Source organism: Modestobacter marinus, assembly GCF_019799945.1.
GTDB lineage: Bacteria > Actinomycetota > Actinomycetes > Mycobacteriales > Geodermatophilaceae > Modestobacter > Modestobacter marinus_B.
The window spans coordinates 1-19,486 of the sequence record NZ_JABGCH010000044.1; the positions used below are offsets into that span (position 1 = coordinate 1).

The 19,486-nt window shown below is 69.9% G+C and carries 13 protein-coding genes and 3 pseudogenes; 9 read left to right on the forward strand and 7 right to left on the reverse strand.

All coding sequences use genetic code 11. The features are described from left to right. Nucleotides 1-71: 71 nt before the first annotated feature. On the reverse strand, nucleotides 72-596 hold the full coding sequence (locus HK417_RS22710) for a hypothetical protein (protein WP_222272369.1): 525 nt from the start codon (nucleotides 594-596) through the stop codon (nucleotides 72-74). 971 nt (nucleotides 597-1,567) lie between these two features. Here HK417_RS22710 and HK417_RS22715 point away from each other — a divergent pair. After that, the gene (locus HK417_RS22715) at nucleotides 1,568-2,647 is read left to right on the forward strand and encodes an extracellular catalytic domain type 1 short-chain-length polyhydroxyalkanoate depolymerase (protein WP_222272371.1); all 1,080 of its coding nucleotides are present in this window, start codon (nucleotides 1,568-1,570) and stop codon (nucleotides 2,645-2,647) included. A gap of 165 nt (nucleotides 2,648-2,812) precedes the next feature. Here the strand turns inward: HK417_RS22715 and HK417_RS22720 are convergent. Beyond that, nucleotides 2,813-3,012: pseudogene (locus tag HK417_RS22720) on the reverse strand (transposase); the annotation flags it as partial. Nucleotides 3,013-3,125: 113 nt separating this feature from the next. Next, nucleotides 3,126-3,860, reverse strand: a complete 735-nt coding sequence (locus tag HK417_RS22725; RefSeq protein WP_222272373.1) for a carbonic anhydrase — start codon at nucleotides 3,858-3,860, stop codon at nucleotides 3,126-3,128. Nucleotides 3,861-3,876: 16 nt separating this feature from the next. On the opposite strand from HK417_RS22725, the pseudogene HK417_RS27325 reads away from it, so the two are divergent. Further along, a pseudogene (locus HK417_RS27325) lies at nucleotides 3,877-4,167 on the forward strand (DUF2252 family protein); the annotation flags it as partial. A 63-nt stretch (nucleotides 4,168-4,230) separates the two neighbouring features. Here HK417_RS27325 and HK417_RS22735 read toward each other — a convergent pair. The 3 genes and pseudogenes from HK417_RS22735 to HK417_RS22745 all read right to left on the reverse strand — a co-directional run. Further along, a pseudogene (locus HK417_RS22735) lies at nucleotides 4,231-4,494 on the reverse strand (DUF2252 family protein); the annotation flags it as partial. A gap of 987 nt (nucleotides 4,495-5,481) precedes the next feature. Next, the gene (locus tag HK417_RS22740; RefSeq protein WP_222272377.1) at nucleotides 5,482-6,747 is read right to left on the reverse strand and encodes a metallophosphoesterase; all 1,266 of its coding nucleotides are present in this window, start codon (nucleotides 6,745-6,747) and stop codon (nucleotides 5,482-5,484) included. Between the two features lie 144 nt (nucleotides 6,748-6,891). Beyond that, a complete protein-coding gene (locus tag HK417_RS22745) occupies nucleotides 6,892-7,773 on the reverse strand; it encodes a helix-turn-helix domain-containing protein (protein ID WP_222272379.1) in 882 nt (293 codons plus the stop codon). Nucleotides 7,774-7,955: 182 nt separating this feature from the next. Between HK417_RS22745 and HK417_RS22750 the strand changes: the two genes are divergently transcribed. The 4 genes from HK417_RS22750 to HK417_RS22765 all read left to right on the forward strand — a co-directional run bounded on the left by HK417_RS22750 (nucleotide 7,956) and on the right by HK417_RS22765 (nucleotide 10,563). Beyond that, nucleotides 7,956-8,810, forward strand: a complete 855-nt coding sequence (locus tag HK417_RS22750) for an SDR family oxidoreductase (protein WP_222272381.1) — start codon at nucleotides 7,956-7,958, stop codon at nucleotides 8,808-8,810. Nucleotides 8,811-8,938: 128 nt separating this feature from the next. Further along, nucleotides 8,939-9,559 (forward strand): alpha/beta hydrolase, encoded by a 621-nt coding sequence (locus tag HK417_RS22755; RefSeq protein ID WP_222272383.1) that lies wholly within the window; start codon nucleotides 8,939-8,941, stop codon nucleotides 9,557-9,559. A gap of 21 nt (nucleotides 9,560-9,580) precedes the next feature. After that, the gene (locus tag HK417_RS22760; protein ID WP_222272385.1) at nucleotides 9,581-9,838 is read left to right on the forward strand and encodes a hypothetical protein; all 258 of its coding nucleotides are present in this window, start codon (nucleotides 9,581-9,583) and stop codon (nucleotides 9,836-9,838) included. A 131-nt stretch (nucleotides 9,839-9,969) separates the two neighbouring features. Next, nucleotides 9,970-10,563 carry a cyclophilin-like fold protein gene (locus HK417_RS22765; RefSeq protein ID WP_222272387.1) on the forward strand — a complete coding sequence of 198 codons (594 nt, stop codon included), beginning with the start codon at nucleotides 9,970-9,972 and terminating at the stop codon, nucleotides 10,561-10,563. Between the two features lie 713 nt (nucleotides 10,564-11,276). Here the strand turns inward: HK417_RS22765 and HK417_RS22770 are convergent. Beyond that, on the reverse strand, nucleotides 11,277-12,302 hold the full coding sequence (locus tag HK417_RS22770) for an exonuclease domain-containing protein (RefSeq protein ID WP_222272389.1): 1,026 nt from the start codon (nucleotides 12,300-12,302) through the stop codon (nucleotides 11,277-11,279). A gap of 551 nt (nucleotides 12,303-12,853) precedes the next feature. Between HK417_RS22770 and HK417_RS22775 the strand changes: the two genes are divergently transcribed. The 3 genes from HK417_RS22775 to HK417_RS22785 all read left to right on the forward strand — a co-directional run bounded on the left by HK417_RS22775 (nucleotide 12,854) and on the right by HK417_RS22785 (nucleotide 19,436). After that, nucleotides 12,854-13,177, forward strand: coding sequence for a PfkB family carbohydrate kinase (locus HK417_RS22775; RefSeq protein ID WP_261327621.1), 324 nt, complete (start codon nucleotides 12,854-12,856; stop codon nucleotides 13,175-13,177). Nucleotides 13,178-15,170: 1,993 nt separating this feature from the next. After that, on the forward strand, nucleotides 15,171-15,506 hold the full coding sequence (locus tag HK417_RS22780) for a trypco2 family protein (protein WP_222272393.1): 336 nt from the start codon (nucleotides 15,171-15,173) through the stop codon (nucleotides 15,504-15,506). Nucleotides 15,507-15,521: 15 nt separating this feature from the next. Further along, a complete protein-coding gene (locus HK417_RS22785; RefSeq protein WP_222272402.1) occupies nucleotides 15,522-19,436 on the forward strand; it encodes a trypsin-like serine protease in 3,915 nt (1,304 codons plus the stop codon). The last annotated feature ends 50 nt before the right edge of the window (nucleotides 19,437-19,486 follow it).

A 19,486-nucleotide genomic window follows, 5' to 3' on the forward strand; every position in this document is an offset into this window, starting at 1 on the left:
CCAATCTCACGCCCACGCGGGACAAGAACCCCGACGACCAGTCCGATGATCATGCTCGTGAAAGATCCGGGCTAGACCGGGGCGATGCTTTCGCCCAGCGGATCGGCAACTTCATGCAAGTAGACCGTGTGCCCATTCTCGTTCGCTAGCGTCAGCCACGGCTTTTGAGCAGGCGCAATGAACTCGTAGTCCACGCGGCGGCCGGCACCGGTCACATCGATGCTGAAGAACAACGAGACCGTGACCCGCCGGAGGCGATAGACGTCGTCGTCCTCCTCGGTGTTGTCGCCCTGCTTCCTGAGATACACGTAGTCCACGAGTTCGGCCTCGATCAGGGCGCGCACCGGATCGTTCTCCCCTCCGGGCTCCGAGTCGAAGGGCTTCTTCGCCGAAGGCACGGAGGTGACGGTGGAGTCCCAGATATCGCCGAGCAGGAAGAGTTCGGTCCCGGACTCGAAGTCCTCCGAGGGCGTGGCCAGCGCGAACTCCCGGCCTCCGCCCTTGCCGACTATGCCGACGTACAGGTGATCGTCGGTTCCGGATTGAGACTCGTTGGACGTGGTGAGCTCTACCGCTATTCCGGCCAAGATGGTCATGAAAGTCTGCCCTTCCGTTGTATTGGGGGTTCACCTCGCGCAGGAGGATGCCATCGCCTTTGTGGGCGGGGCGCTCGGATCGGTCCGCCGAGGTCGTTCTCCTCCTCCATGCCCTCGGTGCGCACGAGAAGGAGGGGTGATCACACTGTTGAGATACTTGCGGGCAGAAATTCAGCCCTTCGTTGATGACCCGGCTCGACACCAGGGCTCGTGCGAAGTCGTAGAGCGAGGGGCTGAGCTGCGTGTTGAAGGGCGAACACGGGCCGTCTGGTGATCTCAAGGTGTCCTACGCCATCGATCACCAGCGAGGGGCCCGTGCCCGCGAGTTCATCTCCCCGACAGCCGCACTGGACGCCCGTCAACAAGGCCGGCCTGCGCCCTGAGCGGCTGGACGTGATCGAGTCCTTCACGTTGCTGCAGGCACTGGCGCAAGTTCCCCTCCGGGAGAGGGCCGCGGGTGTCGCCACAGCCGGCAATCGGTTCTGTTCCTCGCCATGATCGTGCGGACGAAGGCGTTCGAGCGGAATTGGACGCCGCGGCTGGAGTGGACCAGGGTGCCGCGCCCCGGGCCGGACCGGACCCCTGGCGCAGCGGCGCCATATAGCCGAGCTGCCCCTTTCTGGAGAGCAGACGATGTTCGGCACGGCGCTCTGCCGGGCGGAAGACCTGGCGGAAGCCGCTTGGGACATCCGGTGAGCCGGCCTCGCCTCGTGATGAGTCCGCCGAGCGCCTCGCCTTCGGTCACTTCTCTGGGAGCCGAGTGCCGACGCTCGGCAGGTGACTCTGCGGGCTGCACGACCTCACCCGCACGGTGAGCAGGAGCAGGACGGTTACGATGCGCAGGATCCAGTCGTGTCCTGACCGCCACTTCGACCTCACGCTCGCCGCCGGCGGTGGGAGCGGTCCACATCTCCGGCTCGTCCGTCCTCGACGGGCAGCGGAGGCCCCAGCCGAGTGGCCGCGGAGGGAAGATGGCACGTCGTTCCGGTCGGTCCTCGCGCAGCAAGCGCGCCGCGCTGCCCCTCTTCCCGTTCCTGCTGGCTCCTCCGCGCAAGCGGAGAACCGCTGCCCGCGCGACCAAGGCCGCTCCGCTCGGCCTTCCCGTGCCCGGACCGGCGCGCCGCACCGGCGCGCCCCGTACCAACCCCGCCCGGCCGGGGAGCGGACGCTGGCTCCGCGCCAGCCACAGCGGACCCGCTGGGTCGCGGTCCTACGACGTCTACCTCCCCGCCGGCCACCGGCGGTCCACGCCGGTCCCGCTGGTGATGCTCCTGCACGGCTGCAATCAGAACCCTGAGGAGTTCGTGGCCGCCACGCGCTTCGCCGCGCTGGCCGACCGCAACGGCTTCGTCATCGCCGCTCCGCGCCAGACCCGCGGCCACCAGGCAGGCGGGTGCTGGCGCTGGTACGAGTCAGCGCACCAGTCACGCGGAGCAGGGGAGCCGGCCATCCTGGCCGGCATCGCTGCGGAGATGACGGCCGAACGCTCCCGGTGGCGGATCGACCCGTCGCGGGTCCATGCCGCGGGCATCTCCGCCGGCGGGGCCATGGCACTGATCCTGGCCGCCACCTACCCAGACGTGTTCGCTGCGGTCGGCGTTCACTCGGCGCCGGCCTACCGGTCGGCCACCAACGGCCTGCAGGCACTGGCCGCGATGCGCGGCGATGGGGCGGTGGTCAGACCCCTCCCCGGCGCGCGCATGGCGCCCCTCGTCGTCTTCCAGGGGACGGCGGATGCAGTGGTGCACGGGCGGAGTGGTCCTCTGCTGGCCGAGCAGTGGCTGGCGTACGACGCCGCACGATCCTCCGGGCCGCAGGACCCGCTGCGGATCACCCGGTCCCGCGCAGGCGCGCCGCGCAGAGCCGGCGGTCGCCGGTTCACCGTGACCCGCTGGTACACGGCGCGGGGACGCAAGCAGCTCGAGCACTGGCAGGTCGAGGCGCTGGCACACGCCTGGTCCGGTGGGCTCGCCGGCGGTTCGTACAGTGACCCCCGAGGCCCTCGGGCCAGCACGGCCATGTGGCAGTTCTTCGCAGCGCACAGTCTCTGACGGCCGCGGAAACCGTCGGGGCGGGAGGCCCGGAGCTGCCGGCCGCGTCGGGCGAGGGGTCGCCCCGCCCTCGCGGGCTGCCCGGCCCCAGTACGAACCTGGTCAGGCGGCGGACACGGGGTGGGTGGTCCGACGGCGGGCGGTGAGCAGGTGGTCGACGCTGACGGCCTCGGTCCAGTTCCGCAGCCGGCGCCAGCAGTCACTCCGGAACAGCCACCCAGGCCGGTGGGCAGCTGGTGCCAGTTGATGCCGGTCCTGGGCACTAGAGACGATCCCGGCGAGTGCGGCGCGATCATCGATCGGCCGGCGCCCCGGCCAGCGGTAGCGGCGCGGCTCGGCGGCGGAAGCCGGTTGTGGCGGATCATCGAGCTGCGACACACAGGCAAGTAGATGAGCAGTGTCTCTGAAAACCGGGGCGGGATCACGCCGGACGATCAGCGCGGGCGGCGCTCCGAAGGCCAGTGCGCCGCGCCATCCATCAGGCGTCGTCATCGACGTCGCTCAGGACTTGCCGATCGTTCAGCGGCTGAGGTTCACGAACATTGCCGTCAGGGAACAGTGCTTGGAAGCTCAAGATCTGTTCTAAGGACATCTCCAGCGGTTCGTCGAACACGATCCACTGCACGCCCTCGGTGAACGGAGGTGTCGTGAGCGAGCCTTGGTAGCGGTACGTGTCGTCGTCGTCCGGGATGAGTTTGTCGAGGTCGAAGCGGCGGATAGTCAGCTTTTCGGTCTCATCGGCCGGTAGATCCGCGAAGATGGGCGCCAGGTCGCGGTTGTGGTCACCTGCCTCGATCCAGATTCCGACGACCAGTTGTTCGCCGTCCTCGGCCTGGTGAACCAGGTGCATCTCCATCGGGAACACTTCGCCGTCGAGCCGATGCTCGCTGGTGGTGTGGAAGTGGAACTGCAGCAGGCTGTAGTTCTTTCCGTTCGAGCGAAGGGTCGTCCTTGATTCGACCTCGCCTCGGATTGTCGTCTCAGGATCGGGCGAGCCTGTGTTCACCACCTCGATGGGCACTGTGTGATAGCAGAATCTGAGACTTGGCAGGTCGTCGACGAAAGCCACGTCGCTCGTGCGGATGTCGATCGGCGACTGAGAGGCACCTGCCTCTGCTGACGAGCCCTCCGTGGCAGCGGCGGTCGTAGGGAACATCGCCATCGCAACCGTCACGGCGACGACGCCGCGGCCGCAGCGTCTGAGGTCGATCATCTGAGTGCCCCCTCGCATGTCGTCCGCCTCGGCCGTGCACCGGCCCGCGGTCAGACCCCTCGGCAGCCTGTCGTCGTCCGTCCCGGACTGCCTGGTGCAAGGGCAACGGATCATGCAGGCCGCCAGCGACATCTTCCTCGGCTGGACCCAGGGCGTTGCCGCCGACCGCCACTACTCGTGGCGCCAGCCTCGCGACATGAAAGGTTCGGCGGTGGTCGAAGCGATGATCCCCGCCGGGCTCCCGCTCTACGCCCGGCTCTGCGGATGGACACTGGCCCGAGCACACGCCCGCTCCGGAGATCCGTCGCGATTGCGCAGTACCTGGGAGACGGCGAGGAGTTCGACCGTTCCATCACCGACTCTCCGCCCGCTACGCGGACCAGACCGAGCAGGAATTCCGGCAATTCGTGCACTCTTTCTCGCCGGGCTGCGCATAGCGGCTCTTCGGCAGGTCCTGCTCCAGAACCGACGCCGTCGCCTCCTTGACCTGCAGGAACAGGGGGTCGTGCGCGTCGCGTCCCGGCAGCAGGACGATGAATGCCCGGGTGCCGACGCTGCCGACGCCGACCACTTTGCGCGCCACGTCGACGATCTCGAACCGCTCCAACAGGCGTCGCCGGTCGTACTGCAGCGTGGCCGGTAGGCGCTGAACTGGTCACGAATGATCTTGTCTGTCTCGTCACCGCAGATTCCGTGGGTGGCGGCGAGGTCACGCACAAGAACCACGATCGGGGGCTGGTTGACGATCCAGTACTCACGTCCACCAGCTCAGCGAGCTTCGACAACGCCTGCAGGCTGTCCCGCGAATGTGCCTTCGCCAGCGTCTTCTCGGCGTTCTCATACGCCCGCTGCAGCGCACGATCGGGCTTGCCGGGCTTGCCCTTCTCGCTCGTCCTGCCCTTCTCGTCCTTCCTGTCGTGACGCCCCTTGGTGTTCTTGTCGTGGTGCTCGGCCGCGCCGACCGCGGCTCGAACCGTGGTTCGGATGTCGTCCTCGTCCAGATGGGCGTACCAGACCTCCATCGTTCCCATACGCGCAAAGCCGGCCATCGCCTCGCGGTACGCGACCACCGGCGTCATCGTCGCTGCGCGGGTATCGGCCGTCGTGAATTGGCCGTCGATACCGAGCGGGGTGTCGATCAGGTGAGCCACGTAGGCCTCGACGTGACGTCGGGTCAGCTGCCGCGGTGCGGGTAGCTCGCCGTCCCGCTCGAGGAAGGCAACGCGGCCGAGGGCAGTGCGGCGGTAGATCATCTGGGTGTTGACGGCGCGGTTGGTCCCCTTGAGGTGACGCACGAAGTCCCGGATCAGCGACTCCCAGGTGTCCCGCACGAGGCGAGAGTCATCCGTTCGCTGAGCGCTGTGCCAGACCTCCGTGCCAGGCTTCGCGGACGAAGTAGCTGGTCGGGGACCTGTGGCGCGCCCGGCAGGGATCGAACCTGCGACCAAGTGCTTAGAAGCTGTCCGGGGCCCAACGCTGTGCCCAGCGACGTCCCCGCAGGTCGGTGACCTGCGCGTTCGAGCGCACTGCCCACAGTTATCCGCTCACTGGCCAGTGAGCGCGACGGCGCACAGCGCCCTCAGGATGAACCCGGAGCCTCGGGCCGGACAAGTGCACGGGACTAGCTGCGAGGTGACCGCAGCTCCACGACGGTCACCTCGGGTCGGGCTCCGATTCGCATCGGCGGACCCCAATAGCCGGCGCCGCGGGTGACGTAGAGCTGGGTGTCCCCGAACTGGGTCAGGCCGTCGATGATCGGCTGGTCGAGTGTCATGACGTAGTCGAAGGGCCACAGCTGGCCGCCGTGCGTGTGGCCGGACAGCTGCAGGTCGACGCCTGCGGCCGCGGCCTGTTCCACCTGAACGGGCTGATGGGCTAGTAGCACCACGGGGGTGGCGTCGTCGCGGCCGTCGAGAGCGGCGTCCAGGTTGGCGCCGTGCCCTGGGACTCCGGACGCGGCGGCGGTGCGGTCGTCGATGCCGGCGAGGTCGAAGGTCGCGGTGCCGCGGCGCAGGGGCATCCGCTCGTTGCGGAGGATCTCCACGCCCAGGGTGGGGAGGTGCCGCAGCCATGCGCGGGTGTCCACGTAGTACTCGTGGTTGCCGGTCACGAAGAAGACGCCCTGCTCGCTGACCAGGTCGGCCAGCGGGGCGACGTCGCTGCGCAGTTCGTCGACCTCGCCGTCCACGAGGTCGCCGACGATGGCGACGACGTCGGGGCGCTGCGCGTTGACGATCTCGACGAGTCGTTCGAACCGGCGTCCGCCGTAGGTCGGGGACAGGTGTCCGTCGGAGAACGTGACGATGCGGAAGCCGTCGAGTGCGGGGCTCAGGCCCTGCAGCGTGATCGGCACCCGCTGCACGACCGGGGCGCTGTTGGCGAAGTACGCGCCGGTGCCCGCGGTGCCGAGGGCCACGGCGCCTGCCGTGGCCGCCAGGCTGCGGGCGAGGAACAGCCGCCGGGAGGGGTCGATGACCCTGTCGTCCGCCGGCCGACTGTGCGGCTGGACGCTGCCCGCACCGGTGTCGACCGGGCGGTTCGGCGCGGCCTCCTCCTCGTGGTGCGCGGGGTCCTCGTCCCCGAGCGGCGCGTCGTGGGCCTCACCCGCGGCGGCGGTCGAGAGGGCCTTGGCCGGCTCGGGTGCCGCCTCGCGGCGGCGCTGCACCCGCCGCAGGACCCAGCGCACCGGTTCGAGGGCGAGGAGGGCGAGGAACAGGTAGAGGGCGACGCCCAGCCAGCTGTAGGCGACCCACTCCAGCGGCGTGGCCACCTCTGCGGGGAGCACGCGGTTGAGGGCGTCGGCGGCCAGCGGGAGCACGGCGAGGACGACGGTCAGGACGGTCAGCCAGCGCCGAAGGCGGCCGGGCGGTGTGGTGGAGCGCACCATCCGCCACCAGATGTAACCGGGGAGTACGACGAGCGCGAGCAGCGCGACCGCCAGGAAGACGACAATGATGGGGGACTCCGGGAGGCGTAGCGGGTGGCCGGCGAGGCGCGAGGCGCGTCGGGTCGAGGCGTTGGGGCTGCCGGCTCACACCGGCTTCGGGGGCGTCAGGGCGTCGGCCGGCACGTGGGTGGCAGCCCAGCTGGCCAGGACCCTCAGCGAGTCGTCGGCGGGTGAGCCTGCGTCGGCGCTGAACGCGATCAGCGACAGGCCGGGGTCCGCGGCCAGTTCCATGACCTCGTAGGACAGGTGCAGGTCGCCGACGACGGGGTGGTGGAAGGACTTGATCCCGGTGCGGTGCAGGCGGACGTCGTGCGCGGCCCAGCGGACCCGGAAGGCGTCGCTGCGGGTGGACAGCTCCCCGACCAGGTCCGTCAGTCTCTTGTTGTAGGGATCCCGGCCGGCCTCCAGACGCAGCGCGGCCACGCTGTCGTCGGCGGCCCGCTCCCAGTCGAGCCAGAAGTCGTGGGCGTGGGGGTCGAGGAAGCAGAACCGGGCGTGGTTGACCGGTCGGGTCCGATCGGCGAGCACGGGGGCGAACAGTGCCTGTCCCAGCGGGTTCGCGGTGAGCAGGTCGAGGGTTCCGCTGTTCACGATCGCCGGCACCTCGGTCATCCCGGCGAGGATGCGAGCCAGGCTGGGCCGCACCTGTTGGGGAGTGGGCGTGCGCCGGGCGCGCGTGCCGGGGCCGGCGGCGCGGGCGAGGTCGGCCAGATGCACTCGCTCCGCCTCGTCCAGCTGCAGCGCGCGGGCCAGCGCGTCCAGCACGCTCTCGGAGACGCCGGCCAGATTGCCGCGCTCGAGTCGGGCGTAGTACTCGACACTCACACCCGCCAGATCGGCGACCTCGCTGCGGCGGAGGCCTGGCACGCGCCGGTTGCGGCTGTAGTGGGCCATCCCGGCCTGCTCGGGACTGATCTTGGCCCGCCGGGTGCTGAGGAAGGCCTTGACCTCGTCGCTGTTGTCCACGGACCCGAGGCTAGGGCCGTCCGGCCGGTCGAGGGATGCCCTGCCAGTACACCCCCCAGCAGTGACTTCTCCGGCCTCCCGACGCCGGGTTGCATGGGTTCTGCCGCCGCCGGCCGGGCGTGGGACATCACGCGACCGGCACCTGACGCGGGGCGCGAATCTGCGATGGAGGACGAACGAACATGCCTGACACCACGAGCGAGAAGAACGTCTGGCTGGTCACCGGCGCGGGCCGGGGCATGGGTGTGGACATCGCACAGGCGGCTCTGGCGGCCGGCCACGCGGTGGTGGCCACCGGCCGCAACCCCGAGCGGGTCGCCGCCGCAGTCGGCGCGCATGACGACCTGCTGACCGTTGCCCTGGACATCACCGACCCGGCCGGCGCGCAGGCCGCGGTGGACGCCGCGCTCGACCGGTTCGGCCGGATCGACGTGCTGGTCAACAACGCCGGCAACTTCATCGCGGGCTTCTTCGAGGAGATCAGCCCGGAGAATCTCCGTGCGCAGGTGGAGACCAACCTGTTCGGCCCGCTGACCGTCACCCGCGCGGTGCTGCCGGTCATGCGCGCCCAGCGCTCCGGCGTCGTGGTGACCATGAGCTCCTCCGCCGGCCTGATCGGGCAGGAGTTCACCTCCGCCTACGCCGCGTCGAAGTTCGCTCTCGAGGGCTGGATGGAGTCCCTCGCGCCGGAGGTCGCGCCGTTCGGCATCTCCACGATGGTGGTCGAGCCCGGCTTCTTCCGCACCGACCTGCTCACCCCGGAGTCCACGAGCTACGCCGAGCCCTCGATCGAGGACTACGCCGAGCGCACCAGGCAGACCGTCGCCGCCTGGAACGGCATGAACGGCCTGCAGGGCGGTGACCCCGCGAAGCTCGCCGCGGCGCTGGTCCAGCTCGCCGGCCAGGAGGAGCCGCCGGTGCGCTGGGTCGCCGGCGCCGACGCCGTCGCCGGTGTCGAGCAGAAAGCCAAGGACCTGCTCGCCCAGCTCGACGCCCACCGCGAGATCTCCAGCAACCTCGCCCACGACGACGCCTGAGCCGCACCGACCGCATCCCCGGACCGCTGCCGGCACCGCCGGCCACCGGGAGTCACCCACCGTTCGCCGCATCACCTCACCGGTCCCTGATGAGGCATCAGCACACCCATCCGAGAAAAGCGAAAGTCATGGACAGCGTCCAGTTCGACAACGCTGGCATCCCCATGGCGGGGAACCTGTACCTCCCCCCGGAGTTCGACCCGGCGCAGCAGTACGCCGCGATCATCAGCGTCCACCCCGGCGGCGGCGTCAAGGAGCAGACCGCCGGTCAGTACGCCGAGCGCCTCGCTGCGCAGGGCTACGTCACCCTCGCCTTCGACGCATCGCACCAGGGCGCCAGCGGCGGTGAGCCGCGTCGCCTCGACGTCCCGACGAACCGTGTCGGCGACACCTTCAGCGCGGTGGACTACCTCACGACCCTGCCGTACGTAGACAACAACCGGATCGGCATCCTCGGCCTCTGCGCCGGTGGCGGTGTCACCATCAAGGCCGCGTCCCTCGACCGCCGGATCAAGACCGTCGCCACGGTGAGCGGGATCGACGTCGGGGCCACGTTCCGCCGCGGCTGGAACGGCACCGCGACGGTGGCCGACCAGCTTGCGGCCCTGGAAGGCATCGGCGGGCTGCGCACCGCGGAGGCCGGCGGCATGACGCCGGCCTACGGCACCTACGTCCCGGAGCTCGGTGACACCACCGCCCCTCGGGACCTGCAGGAAGCGGCGGAGTACTACCTCACCGCCCGCGGTTAGCACGTCAACGCCCCGAACAAGATGCTCCTGGACAGCGTCAGCCACGTCATGGGCTTCAACGCCTTCGACCAGGCCGACACGCTGCTCACCCAGCCGCTGCTGATCATCGCCGGTAGCGAGGCCGGCTCGTTGTGGCAGAGCGTCGAACTCGACGAGAAGGCGGCCGGCCCCCACAAGTTCGTCGTCCTCGACGGTAAGACCCACGTCAGCCTCTACGACGGTGTCGGCCAGGACCGGGCCGTGGCCGAGCTCGTCCCGTTCTTCGCGAACAACCTGTAGGCGCCGACCGGCGTAGATCCCCGACCAGGTGGCGCAGAACCGGCTGCCGACCCCATCAGCGGCTCTGCGCACCCCATCGGGAACCCCAGACCTCGAACACCGCCTCACGGCACACCGCATTGGAGACAACCGTGAAGAACACAGGAATGACGCCCTCGAAGTCGCAGCGAAGTCGCAGCGGGCTCGGCCGCATCAGAGGCATGCGGAGGGCAGCCGCCCTGACTTTGGGAGCAGCCACCGCAGTCGCGCTCGCAGCGTGCTCGTCCGACACGAAGCAGGCCGCCGGGTCCGGCGCAGCGGATGACCTCACCGAATCCCCGTCAGCGACCGCCGATGCCCCCGCATCCGACAGCACCGGCGCGTCCGCGAACGGAGGCACCCCGATCACGATCACGGCCGGCGGGCAGACGATCACGGCGACTCTGAACGACAGCGAGGTGGCTCAGGACTTCGCGGAGATGCTTCCCGTGACCGTGCCCACCTTCCGGAACTACGGCATCGAGTACATCACCGAGCTGTCGGAGCCGCTGACGGAGACGGGGCCGTTCTACACCGACGTCCAACCCGGCGACATCGTGTACTACAACCCGCGCGACAGCATCACGATCATCTACGAAGAGACCAGCTCGGTTCCGACTCTCACGAAGATGGGCGAGATCACGTCGGACCTGGGTGTCTTCGACGATCTTCCCGACGACGTGGACATGCTGATCGAGGTCGGGTAGGCGCGGGCCCCGTCTGGGACGTGGTCGGGCCGAGGGGGAAGTACGGTCCGAGATCGACTGGGGGAGAAGGCGTTACCGACGCCGAGAACGTCCTCTTGCCGACCTGACTTCTGGTTCCCTCGGTGCGCCTGGCGTCACTCCGACGCTGCTCGATGAGCCGGCTGTTTGGCTTGACCTTCCGAGCGCGGGCGCCGCGCGGGGCCGGGGGAACGGCGGCCGAACGAGAACCCAGGCGCGGAGGGTGGGGCCTTCGGTGACCACCATCATCCCTGATTCGGCCTCGTTCACTGCGGTTCGTGCTCGATCCGCATGCCAGTTGACCTGCACGGATGGACTGTCGCGGACCTTGGCGAATTCGTTGCCTTCGCCTGGGGGTACAGGGTCACGAGCTACGGCCACCGACCGTAGGGAGTCCACGGCCGGACCCTCACCAGCCGGGGTCCCGGCGTTCCTCAGGCGGCCTGCGGATGGTGCCACGATGGTGGCCAAAGCATGGTGTTCACGGCTGTTCGCGGGCAATTATCGGCAAGCGCACTGCGACCTGACCTGCGTGAACGCACAGCGGCGAACGTCCAGGAACCCCTACCAGCCGCCCTGGCAGTCTGGGGATTCGGTGATCAAGTTGCTGCCCCTGGTCGTCCCAGTACGTGCCACCGTCGCTGTGTCGCATCGGGTCCCAGGCTGACGACTGATCTGGACTTCCACGCGCCGCGTCATCCGCTGAGCACGGACTCCCGGACGCCAGACGTGCGGGTTTCCGCGAGGAGGTCGACAACGTCTGCCTCGGTGAGTACCTCGATGCGGTGGCCCTTTGCCCGCCATTTTGTTGCCTTCGCCGCCTTGCCGGTCCAGAAGTTGGCGGGGTCGTGCCCGGTGAAGCCGTCCCCGACCACCAGCATCGTCGTTCGTTTGGTCACTCCTGCTTCCACGACTGCACCGCATCTGGCGACGGCGTCCCAGGCGTCCTGGCGGCGGATGCTCAGCGCGCCGGTGAAGACCATGACCTGCCCGTAGAGCGGGTGCTCGGGGTCGGCGTCGGCCGCGGCGTCGGGCACCTGCGGTCCTGTGGTGGACGCCGTGTCGGGGTTGCTGCGGCAGCCACGCCAGGTGGCGGCGTCGAGGCGTCCGGCGAGGATCTGCAGGTGGGTGCAGAGGCCGGCGAACGTGTCGACGTTCCGGCGACGGGCGATCTCGAGCACGATGTGCGCGCACGCCAGTGCGTCCGAGCCGGCCTCGTGGTGGTCAATGAGGTCGACGCCGCACTCGGTGGAGACCATCGGCAGCCGGTAGGAGATCAGGTCAAGTGCGCGCCGGGCCATGATCAACGAGCAGGCGTAGTCCGTCGTCGGCCAAGCCCGGTCGGCGGCGATGCACGCCTCACGGAGTGCACCGATGTCGAACGCCGCGTTGTGTGCGATCAGCGGCAGTCCGTCCGCGAGGCGCAACAGCTGGTCCAGGCGCTCGGCGAAGGTCGGCTGGTCCGCGACCATCTCCGGAGTGATGCCGTGCAGGTCGACGTTGAACCAGTCGAACTCGTCCAGCCCCGCCGGGGGGCGGGTCAGCCAGGAGTGGGTCGAGACCACGACCCCGGAGCGGACGACGGCCACACCGATCGCGCAGATGGATCCGCGGCGGGCGTTGGCGGTCTCGACGTCGATCGCGACGAAGTCCAGCCCCCCGGCGACCGAGTCTGCGGAGTCGTCCATCGGCATCCGTGGACCCGGGAGCAGCGCGGTCATGCCGCGACGCTCGGCTGCGCGGTATCGCCGACGACGGCCGGGGCCGCTCTGTCCTCGCCCATGCTTCCTCCCCCGATGCGGTCACGCACCGTATCTCGGCGGTCACCGAAACTGGGTGAGGCGCGAGGAGCAGGGCCGACCCAGCGCCTGCTCCGTAAGCGGCCGTCTCGGGGTATGGAAAGCGCTCCCGCCCGGCTTGGCCACCGTGCGCTCTTGAAGCAGAGGGCGGACAGCTGTCCGTAAGCGGTCCACTTGCTCCGCGGCCTCGCGCAGACTCCGCCAGAGCGGTAGGCCTCGACGACGAACGCCTCCCGGCGCTCCTGCAGGCCGCCGGCGGCGGCGGAACCGGTGCGCGCACTGCCGCGAAACAGCGGTTCCGCAAGCAGTTCCGGCCGCGGGGCGTACGGAATGACTGCTCAGCCCGGCACCGACACCGAACTGGGCGCGCAGTTGATCGTGCCGCCACGAGTCGGGAGGTCACTACTAGTCCGCGGAGGTACCCCCCACCGGTGATGCCCGGCCCCTGACTCGTTCACGGGGCCGCCCACGGACTGATGAGTCGGGGACCGGCCCTCGTGGTCGTGACACGAGGTGGCGGAGGCGTCTTCGCTCGCACGGCCGCCCTGGGCCTGAGTCGACCGGCGACGCCGATCGAGCTCGTGGACACCGTTGGCGCGGGCGACTCGTTCACCGCCGGGTTGCTGGACGGACTCGGCCGTGCCGACCTGCTAGGGGGCGCGAACCGGGCGGCGCTCGCGGCCGTCGACGAGTCGACCTTGAAAAGCGTGCTGGACGAGGCTGGCCGGATCGCGGCCATCACCTGCTCGCGGCCGGGCGCCGACCCGCCGACCCGCGCCGAACTGGACGCCGACTGACCCATCCCCGCCGGCAACGCCGCCTGGGACGGCTCGCACCCATCGAGTACGAGACACTCAACCTCGCCACCACCGCGGCCTGACCTCCCCACCGACGAGTCAACTGAACTAGGGCAGTCCGAGCCGTCCCACCCGCGGCTCCCGGGTGGGCTGCGGCGCTTAGGTCACCCGCCTCGGAGCGGGCTGCGGCTGGGGGTCACCTGATCGGATCGCGCACAGCGTCTACACACCTCGGGGACGACGCACCGGCCTCGCCCCCGGTGCTCCACGGTCGTCGCGTTGGTCGGTCGCCGCACCAGCTCATCTTGGCGGTGGCTGGGGGAGCGGGCGTGTCCTACATCGCCGGGCCGGCGAACCTGCTTAGCGGGAGTCACAATCTCCCCGCGCCTGTCGTGTCGATAGTTATCTGCTCTACGAGCGGTGTGCTCGGGACCCACTCCTCTGTCCCTGGAACTCATATCGTCGTCTCGGCCAGGCTCGACCGTACGAGAGTTCAGCGCAGCCCTCTGTCGGGGCCAAGGGCACGGCATACTATTTCCGCTGGTCAACGACCCGGCGAAGCGCGCCCGGCAGGACTCGAACCTGCGGCCAAGTGCTTAGAAGCTGTCCGGGGCCGAACGCTGTGCCCAGCGATGTCCTCGCAGGCGGATGACCTGCAGGTTCGAGCGCACTGCCCACAGTTATCTGCTCACTGGCCAGTGAGCGGGAAGCCGCGCAGCGACCTCAGGATGGACCTGGAGCTTCGGGCCGGACAAGTGCACGGGACAGTGCCGGGTCAGGCAACCTTCGCCTCTTGATGGTCTCGGCTCGGCGAATGAACGTGCGGAGCCTGGGGTCGGTCGCGTGCCGGTTCCGCGCAGGCGATGTAGCGGCGGATCATGCTGGCCCGCTGGCGGTGGGTGTCGTGGTCGGTGCCGTCGAGGGTGAAGTAGCGCAGCGCGGTGAACTGGGCCTCGATCCGGTTGAGCCAGGAGCCGTAGAACGGGACGTAGGCCAGCTCGACGTTGTTGGCCGCGGCCCACTGCCCGACCCGGCGGTCGGTCTTGGTGGCCAGGTGTGGGTGAGGTCGTCCAGCACGATCGCGAGCCGGACGTCGGTCGGGTGCAGGGAGTCAGGTAGCGGCAGAAGGCCAGGAACTGCGTGCGGTCCTTGCGGATCTTGATGTCGTAGGGCCGGTCGGTGGACAGGTCGTAGCCGGCCATCAGATGCCGGATCCCCGTGCGGTCGGGTGTAGGTCGCCCGCCGCCGACGTCGCCGCGGCCGGTCTTGCCTACCTTCGCCGACCGCGGCCGGCGCCCACTGCTTGGCCGATGGGCCTGCAGGTTCAGCGGCCCGAACTCCTCGATGCGGATCACCACGGTCGGATCCCCGGGACCGGGTTGACGGTGTCCGTCGGTGATCGCGTACAGCTCCAGCACCCGATTCTCCTTGGCCTCGTAGTCAGGGTCGGTGCTGGTCACCGCAGTGTCATCCCTCGGAGGACTCGCGCCCCGACGCGGTGGGCAAGGGCGTCCAGCCGACCGAACCGGGGCGCATCGTCGGCCAGCAGCCGGGAAGCCAGGGAGGTCCCGGAACGGCCGAAGGGTGCCGGTCCTGTTGGCGATGAGCTGGGGCCTCCTGCAGCGCTTCATGCACCACGGCTCGTTGCCCGGAACGGTCGGCGAGCAGGGCCTCCACGAGCCAGACCTGTTCCAGTGAAAGTGCCCACAGACAGTCCAACCCGTCAGATCAGGACCGGCACCAGGCGTCGATGAGCGGGGTCGTACCGGCCCCGGACTAGGTCCTCGCAGTGTCCGAGGGGGGACTTGGGCACCGCGAAGTGGGAGCCGTCACACCAGCGGCCGTCCCGGTGGGGGAGGGGCGCGGTTTGCGCGGCTTCGAGCTCATGGTCGGAACGTAGCGCGCCGCGCGGACAACTCGTGATCGTGCGAGAGGGCCGTTCCGACTCGCGGTCGTGCCAGACTCCGGGCACGTCGTTGGGGGACGGTGCCGGATGGACGATGAGGTGCAGGACCCACGGACCGAGCTCGGGTTGGCCGAGGCGATCGAGGCGCTGCGGGATGGGCTTCTGCAAGCCCGGGCCGCCGGTGCTGAGGCGGACATACAGCTGCCGGTCCAGTCGATGACCGTGGAACTGAAGGTGACGGCCACGCGGAAGGCCGATGGCAAGGCCGGGTTCAAGGTGCCGATCGTGAACGTGGAGCTGGGCGGGTCGGCGGGCTGGCACAAGGACACGCTGCAGACGGTCACAGTGGTGTTTGGCGAGCCGGTGGGGCGCGACGGGCGGCCGGTGAAGGTCGCGCAGGCCACCAGCGAGCTGAAGGGGTAGTGGGCGATGCCCCCGGTGCCGGTGCCGGTGCCGGTGGCGGCGCGGGTGGTGGAGGTGATCGGCGACCTCGGCCCGCAGGCCGCTGACCGCTACCGGTACGGGTCGGGCTGCCTGGTCGGCGGGCGGTGGGTGCTGACCGCGGCGCACGTGGTGGCCGGCGCCGTGTCGGCGAAAGTCCGCGACCCGGCCAAGCGGACCTACACCGCGACGGTCGATCCGGCGTTCGTCGGCGATGTCGACGGGCCGCACCCGGACCTCGCCTTAGTGGAGATCGTAGATTCGGGGTTCCGGGGCGATCTGCCGCCGATCGACGTTGCGGCGGTGGACCGGGACAACCCGAACGGAGAGCCGGTTGAGCGGGTCCATGCCATCGGTTATCCCTGGTTCGCCGAGACCCCTAGCCCCGACGCGGTTCGGGAAACAGTCGATGCGCTGGGCATTGTCCCCGTGGCGTCGGGTTTGGCCAGGGGACTGCTAAGCGTGGTCGTCTCGGTCGCCCCGCAGGCGCTGCCGCCGGAGGGAAAGCGGCTTGCCGACTCGGAGTGGTCGGGCATGTCCGGAGCACCGGTTCTTGCCGCGGGGCGACTGCTCGGTGTCGTCACGGAGTACGCGCCGCGGGCCGGCCCGTCGACGGTCATGGCCGTGCCCCTGACCGCCCTACAGTGCGACGACTACCACAAGGAGTGGGGCCCCGGCTTAGTCGACTCCGCTCTCTGGCTGGAACGGCTCGGAGTTGGGGATCCCGCAGAGTGGCCGCGGCTGCCACCCCGCCCGCCGGAGCGGCCGAAACCGGCCTATCGCGACAGCTTGCTGGAGTACGGCCGGACCCTGCACGCACGGATGCCGCAGCTGCTCGGCCGGCAACACGAGTTGGTCGACATCGCCTCCTTCGCCATGGGCACGGACGGCTACCGGTGGCTGGTCGGCGGGGCGTACGCGGGCAAGAGCGCGCTGATGTACGAGGCGGTCACCGTCGGGCTGCCGGACCAGGTGGACGTGGTCAGCTACTTCCTGTCCCGCCGGGCCTCCGATGCCTCCAGTGAGCGGTTTCTTGCCGCAACCGTCTCGCAACTTGCCTACCTGTGCGAGGTCGCTACGCCGCCGGCGACCAGAGACGAGTTTCTCCGACTCTGGCGGATGGCGGCCGAACAGGCGGAACAGGCGGGGCGGCATCTGTTGCTGGTCGTCGACGGCCTGGACGAGGACCTGCGCCCGCCCGGGTCGCCGAGCGTGGCCAGCCTGCTGCCGGCGTTGGTCGGAGGACACGCCCACGTGCACGTCACAAGCCGACCCAAACCCGAGGTGCCCGGAGACGTGCCCGGCGGTCATCCGCTGAGGCAGGTCCAGCCCGTCGACCTCGAACCCTTCCTCGGGGCCGAAGGCCTGGCCGAGCTGGCTCGTCAGGAGATCGACGACCTGATTCACGGCCCCGACTCCGACCTAGCGGTCGACGTCCTCGGGACACTGACCGCGGCCGCGGGTCCGCTGACGATGCAAGACCTCGCCACGCTTTCCAACGGCCTAACCCCGCCCCCCGCCGCACATACCCGCCACGTACGCCGAATGGTCAGCGAGCGAGCCGCCCGCAGCCTCGAGCCGGTCGGGTCACCCGACAATCCGCGCTATCAGTTCGCGCACTTGTCTCTGCTCGAATACGCCGAGAGCAACGAAGACCTCGCTGATTCCAGCTACCGCAACGCACTCTACGAGTGGGCCCAGAGCTGGCGCGATGCTGGCTGGACCGCAGTAGCGAACAGCCGCGGAGGCGTCCCCCGATACCTGCTCGACGAATACCCCGCTACCCTGGCCAGCGACCTTGACCGGCTCGCCGCGCTCGCAGGCCACCCGTCCTGGGTCGCCGCCGCGATCCCGGTGACAGGGGTTGACCCCGTCCTCGCAGCCCTTCGCATCGCGACCGCTGCGCGGCCGGACCACTCTGCGCTGGCTTCCATGCTGTCGATCGTCAGCGAACAGAGGCTCAACCTTCTACCGCCGCGCCCGGTCGACCAAGCTGGCTATGTGCTCCGACAGCTGTGCCTGGAGGCGCTCGAGCACGGCGAAAACACCGTGGTCGACGCACTTCGCGACCAGCTACTTGACCTGCCCGACCCGGGCCCGATTCCCCTATGGACTTCTCACCGGGCCAGTCCGGCGCTCGCCGTGGAACTGGGGGAGCACGCAGTCGGGGTTGGGGTGGTGGCGGTGCTCGGCGACGGTCGGGTAGTCACAGGCAGCAGATGGGACCGGCGGGTGATGGTGTGGGATCCGGCCCGCCCGGACGCCACACCGATCGCACTGAGTGACCACGCCGGACCCGTTAGGGCGGTGGCAGTACTCGGCGACGGGCGGGTGGTGACCGGCGGAAACGACGGACGGATGCTCGTGTGGGATCCGTCAGACCCCGGCACCGGGCCTGCCTTGCCGGAGAAGCGCGTGGGCAGCGTGCGGGCGGTCGCGGTGCTCGATGACGGGCGGATCGTCATCGGCACTGCCGACGGGGGGGTGCTGGTATGGGATCCGCGCGACGGTGACCCTGCGGCTGCGACGCCGATGCTAGGACAACACGGCGGAGCCGTGGGAGCGGTGGCGGTGCTCGGCGACGGGCGGGTGGTCACGGGCGGCAGAAAGGACGGGCGGGTGCAGGTCTGGGATCCGGCTGACTCCGGCGCCGAGCCGGCCGAGCTCGGGCAGCACGCAGGGGGGGTGGGGGCGGTGGCGGTGCTCGCCGACGGGCGGGTGGTGAGCAGCAGTGAATCGGACCGGCGGGTGCTGATGTGGGATCCGGCTGACTCCGGCGCCGGGCCGGCCGAGCTCGGGCAGCACGCAGGTGGGGTGGCGGCGGTGGCGGTGCTCGCCGACGGGAGGGTGGTCACCGGCGGGATGGACGGGCAGGTCGTGGTGTGGGATCCGGCCGACTCCGGCGACGGACCGGTCGTATTGGGGGAGCACGCCTTCGGAGTGGGCGCCGTGGCGGTGCTCCCGGACGGACGGGTGGTCACCGGCGGGATGGACGGGCGGCTGCTGGTGTGGAATCCGGCTGACCCCGGGGTGGGCTCGGCTGGGGCGAGCGAGGATGGTGGCCTGCTGGAGGCGGTGGCGGTGCTCGCCGACGGGCGGGTGGTCACCGGCGGGATGGACGGGCGGGTGCAGGTCTGGGATCCGGCTGACTCCGGCGCCGAGCCGACTGTGCACGGGCAACACGCAGGTGGGGTGGGAGCGGGGGCGGTGCTCGCCGACGGGAGGGTGGTCACCGGCGGGATCGACGGGCGGGTTGTGGTGTGGGATCCGGCCGACTCCGGCGCCCCCCCGGCCGAGCTCGGGACGCATGCCTTCGGGGTGGGCGCGGTGGCGGTGCTCCCCGACGGGAGGGTGGTCACCGGCGGGATGGACGGGCAGGTCGTGGTCTGGGATCCGGCCGACCCCGGCGCCGGCCCCGTCCTGCTCGGGACACAGGCCCTCGGCGTCGGCGCGGTGGCGGTGCTCCCCGACGGGCGGGTGGTCACCGGCAGCTGGGAAGACAGCCGAGTGCTGGTGTGGGATCCGGCTGACTCCGGCGCCGGGCCGGTGGTGCTGGGGCAACACGCCTTCGGGGTGGGGGCGGTGGCGGTGCTCGCCGACGGGCGGGTGGTCACCGGCAGCAGAGGGGACGGACGAGTGCTGGTGTGGGATCCGACCCAGCCCCTAGCCGATGCAGCGGAGCTCGGCAAGCACGCCCTTGGGGTCCCGGCGGTTGCCGTGCTAGGTGACGGACGGGTGGTATCCGGGGGGTGGGACAGGCGGGTGCTGATGTGGGACCCGGCAGGGAAGACGAAGACGACCGAGATCGGATGTAGCGCGGTCGCACTTGGAGTATCCAAGTCGTCCAACGCCAGCGGTTCACGGCTGGCGATGGCTCATGCGGAGTCGGGATGGTCGCTTTGGTTGGTCTGACCGATCTGTCCGATCACAGAGACTGGTCGGTCGAGAGCCCCTGAAGGCGG

What these genes read in the sequence shown, in the direction of transcription:
- HK417_RS22725 (WP_222272373.1), bottom strand. Translation starts at nt 3,860, where the DNA reads ATGATCGACCTCAGACGCTGCGGCCGCGGCGTCGTCGCCGTGACGGTT.
- HK417_RS22780 (WP_222272393.1), top strand. Translation starts at nt 15,171, where the DNA reads ATGGACGATGAGGTGCAGGACCCACGGACCGAGCTCGGGTTGGCCGAG.
- HK417_RS22750 (WP_222272381.1), top strand. Translation starts at nt 7,956, where the DNA reads ATGCCTGACACCACGAGCGAGAAGAACGTCTGGCTGGTCACCGGCGCG.
- HK417_RS22740 (WP_222272377.1), bottom strand. Translation starts at nt 6,747, where the DNA reads ATGGTGCGCTCCACCACACCGCCCGGCCGCCTTCGGCGCTGGCTGACC.
- HK417_RS22760 (WP_222272385.1), top strand. Translation starts at nt 9,581, where the DNA reads ATGCTCCTGGACAGCGTCAGCCACGTCATGGGCTTCAACGCCTTCGAC.
- HK417_RS22715 (WP_222272371.1), top strand. Translation starts at nt 1,568, where the DNA reads ATGGCACGTCGTTCCGGTCGGTCCTCGCGCAGCAAGCGCGCCGCGCTG.
- HK417_RS22770 (WP_222272389.1), bottom strand. Translation starts at nt 12,302, where the DNA reads ATGACCGCGCTGCTCCCGGGTCCACGGATGCCGATGGACGACTCCGCA.
- HK417_RS22755 (WP_222272383.1), top strand. Translation starts at nt 8,939, where the DNA reads ATGGACAGCGTCCAGTTCGACAACGCTGGCATCCCCATGGCGGGGAAC.
- HK417_RS22710 (WP_222272369.1), bottom strand. Translation starts at nt 596, where the DNA reads ATGACCATCTTGGCCGGAATAGCGGTAGAGCTCACCACGTCCAACGAG.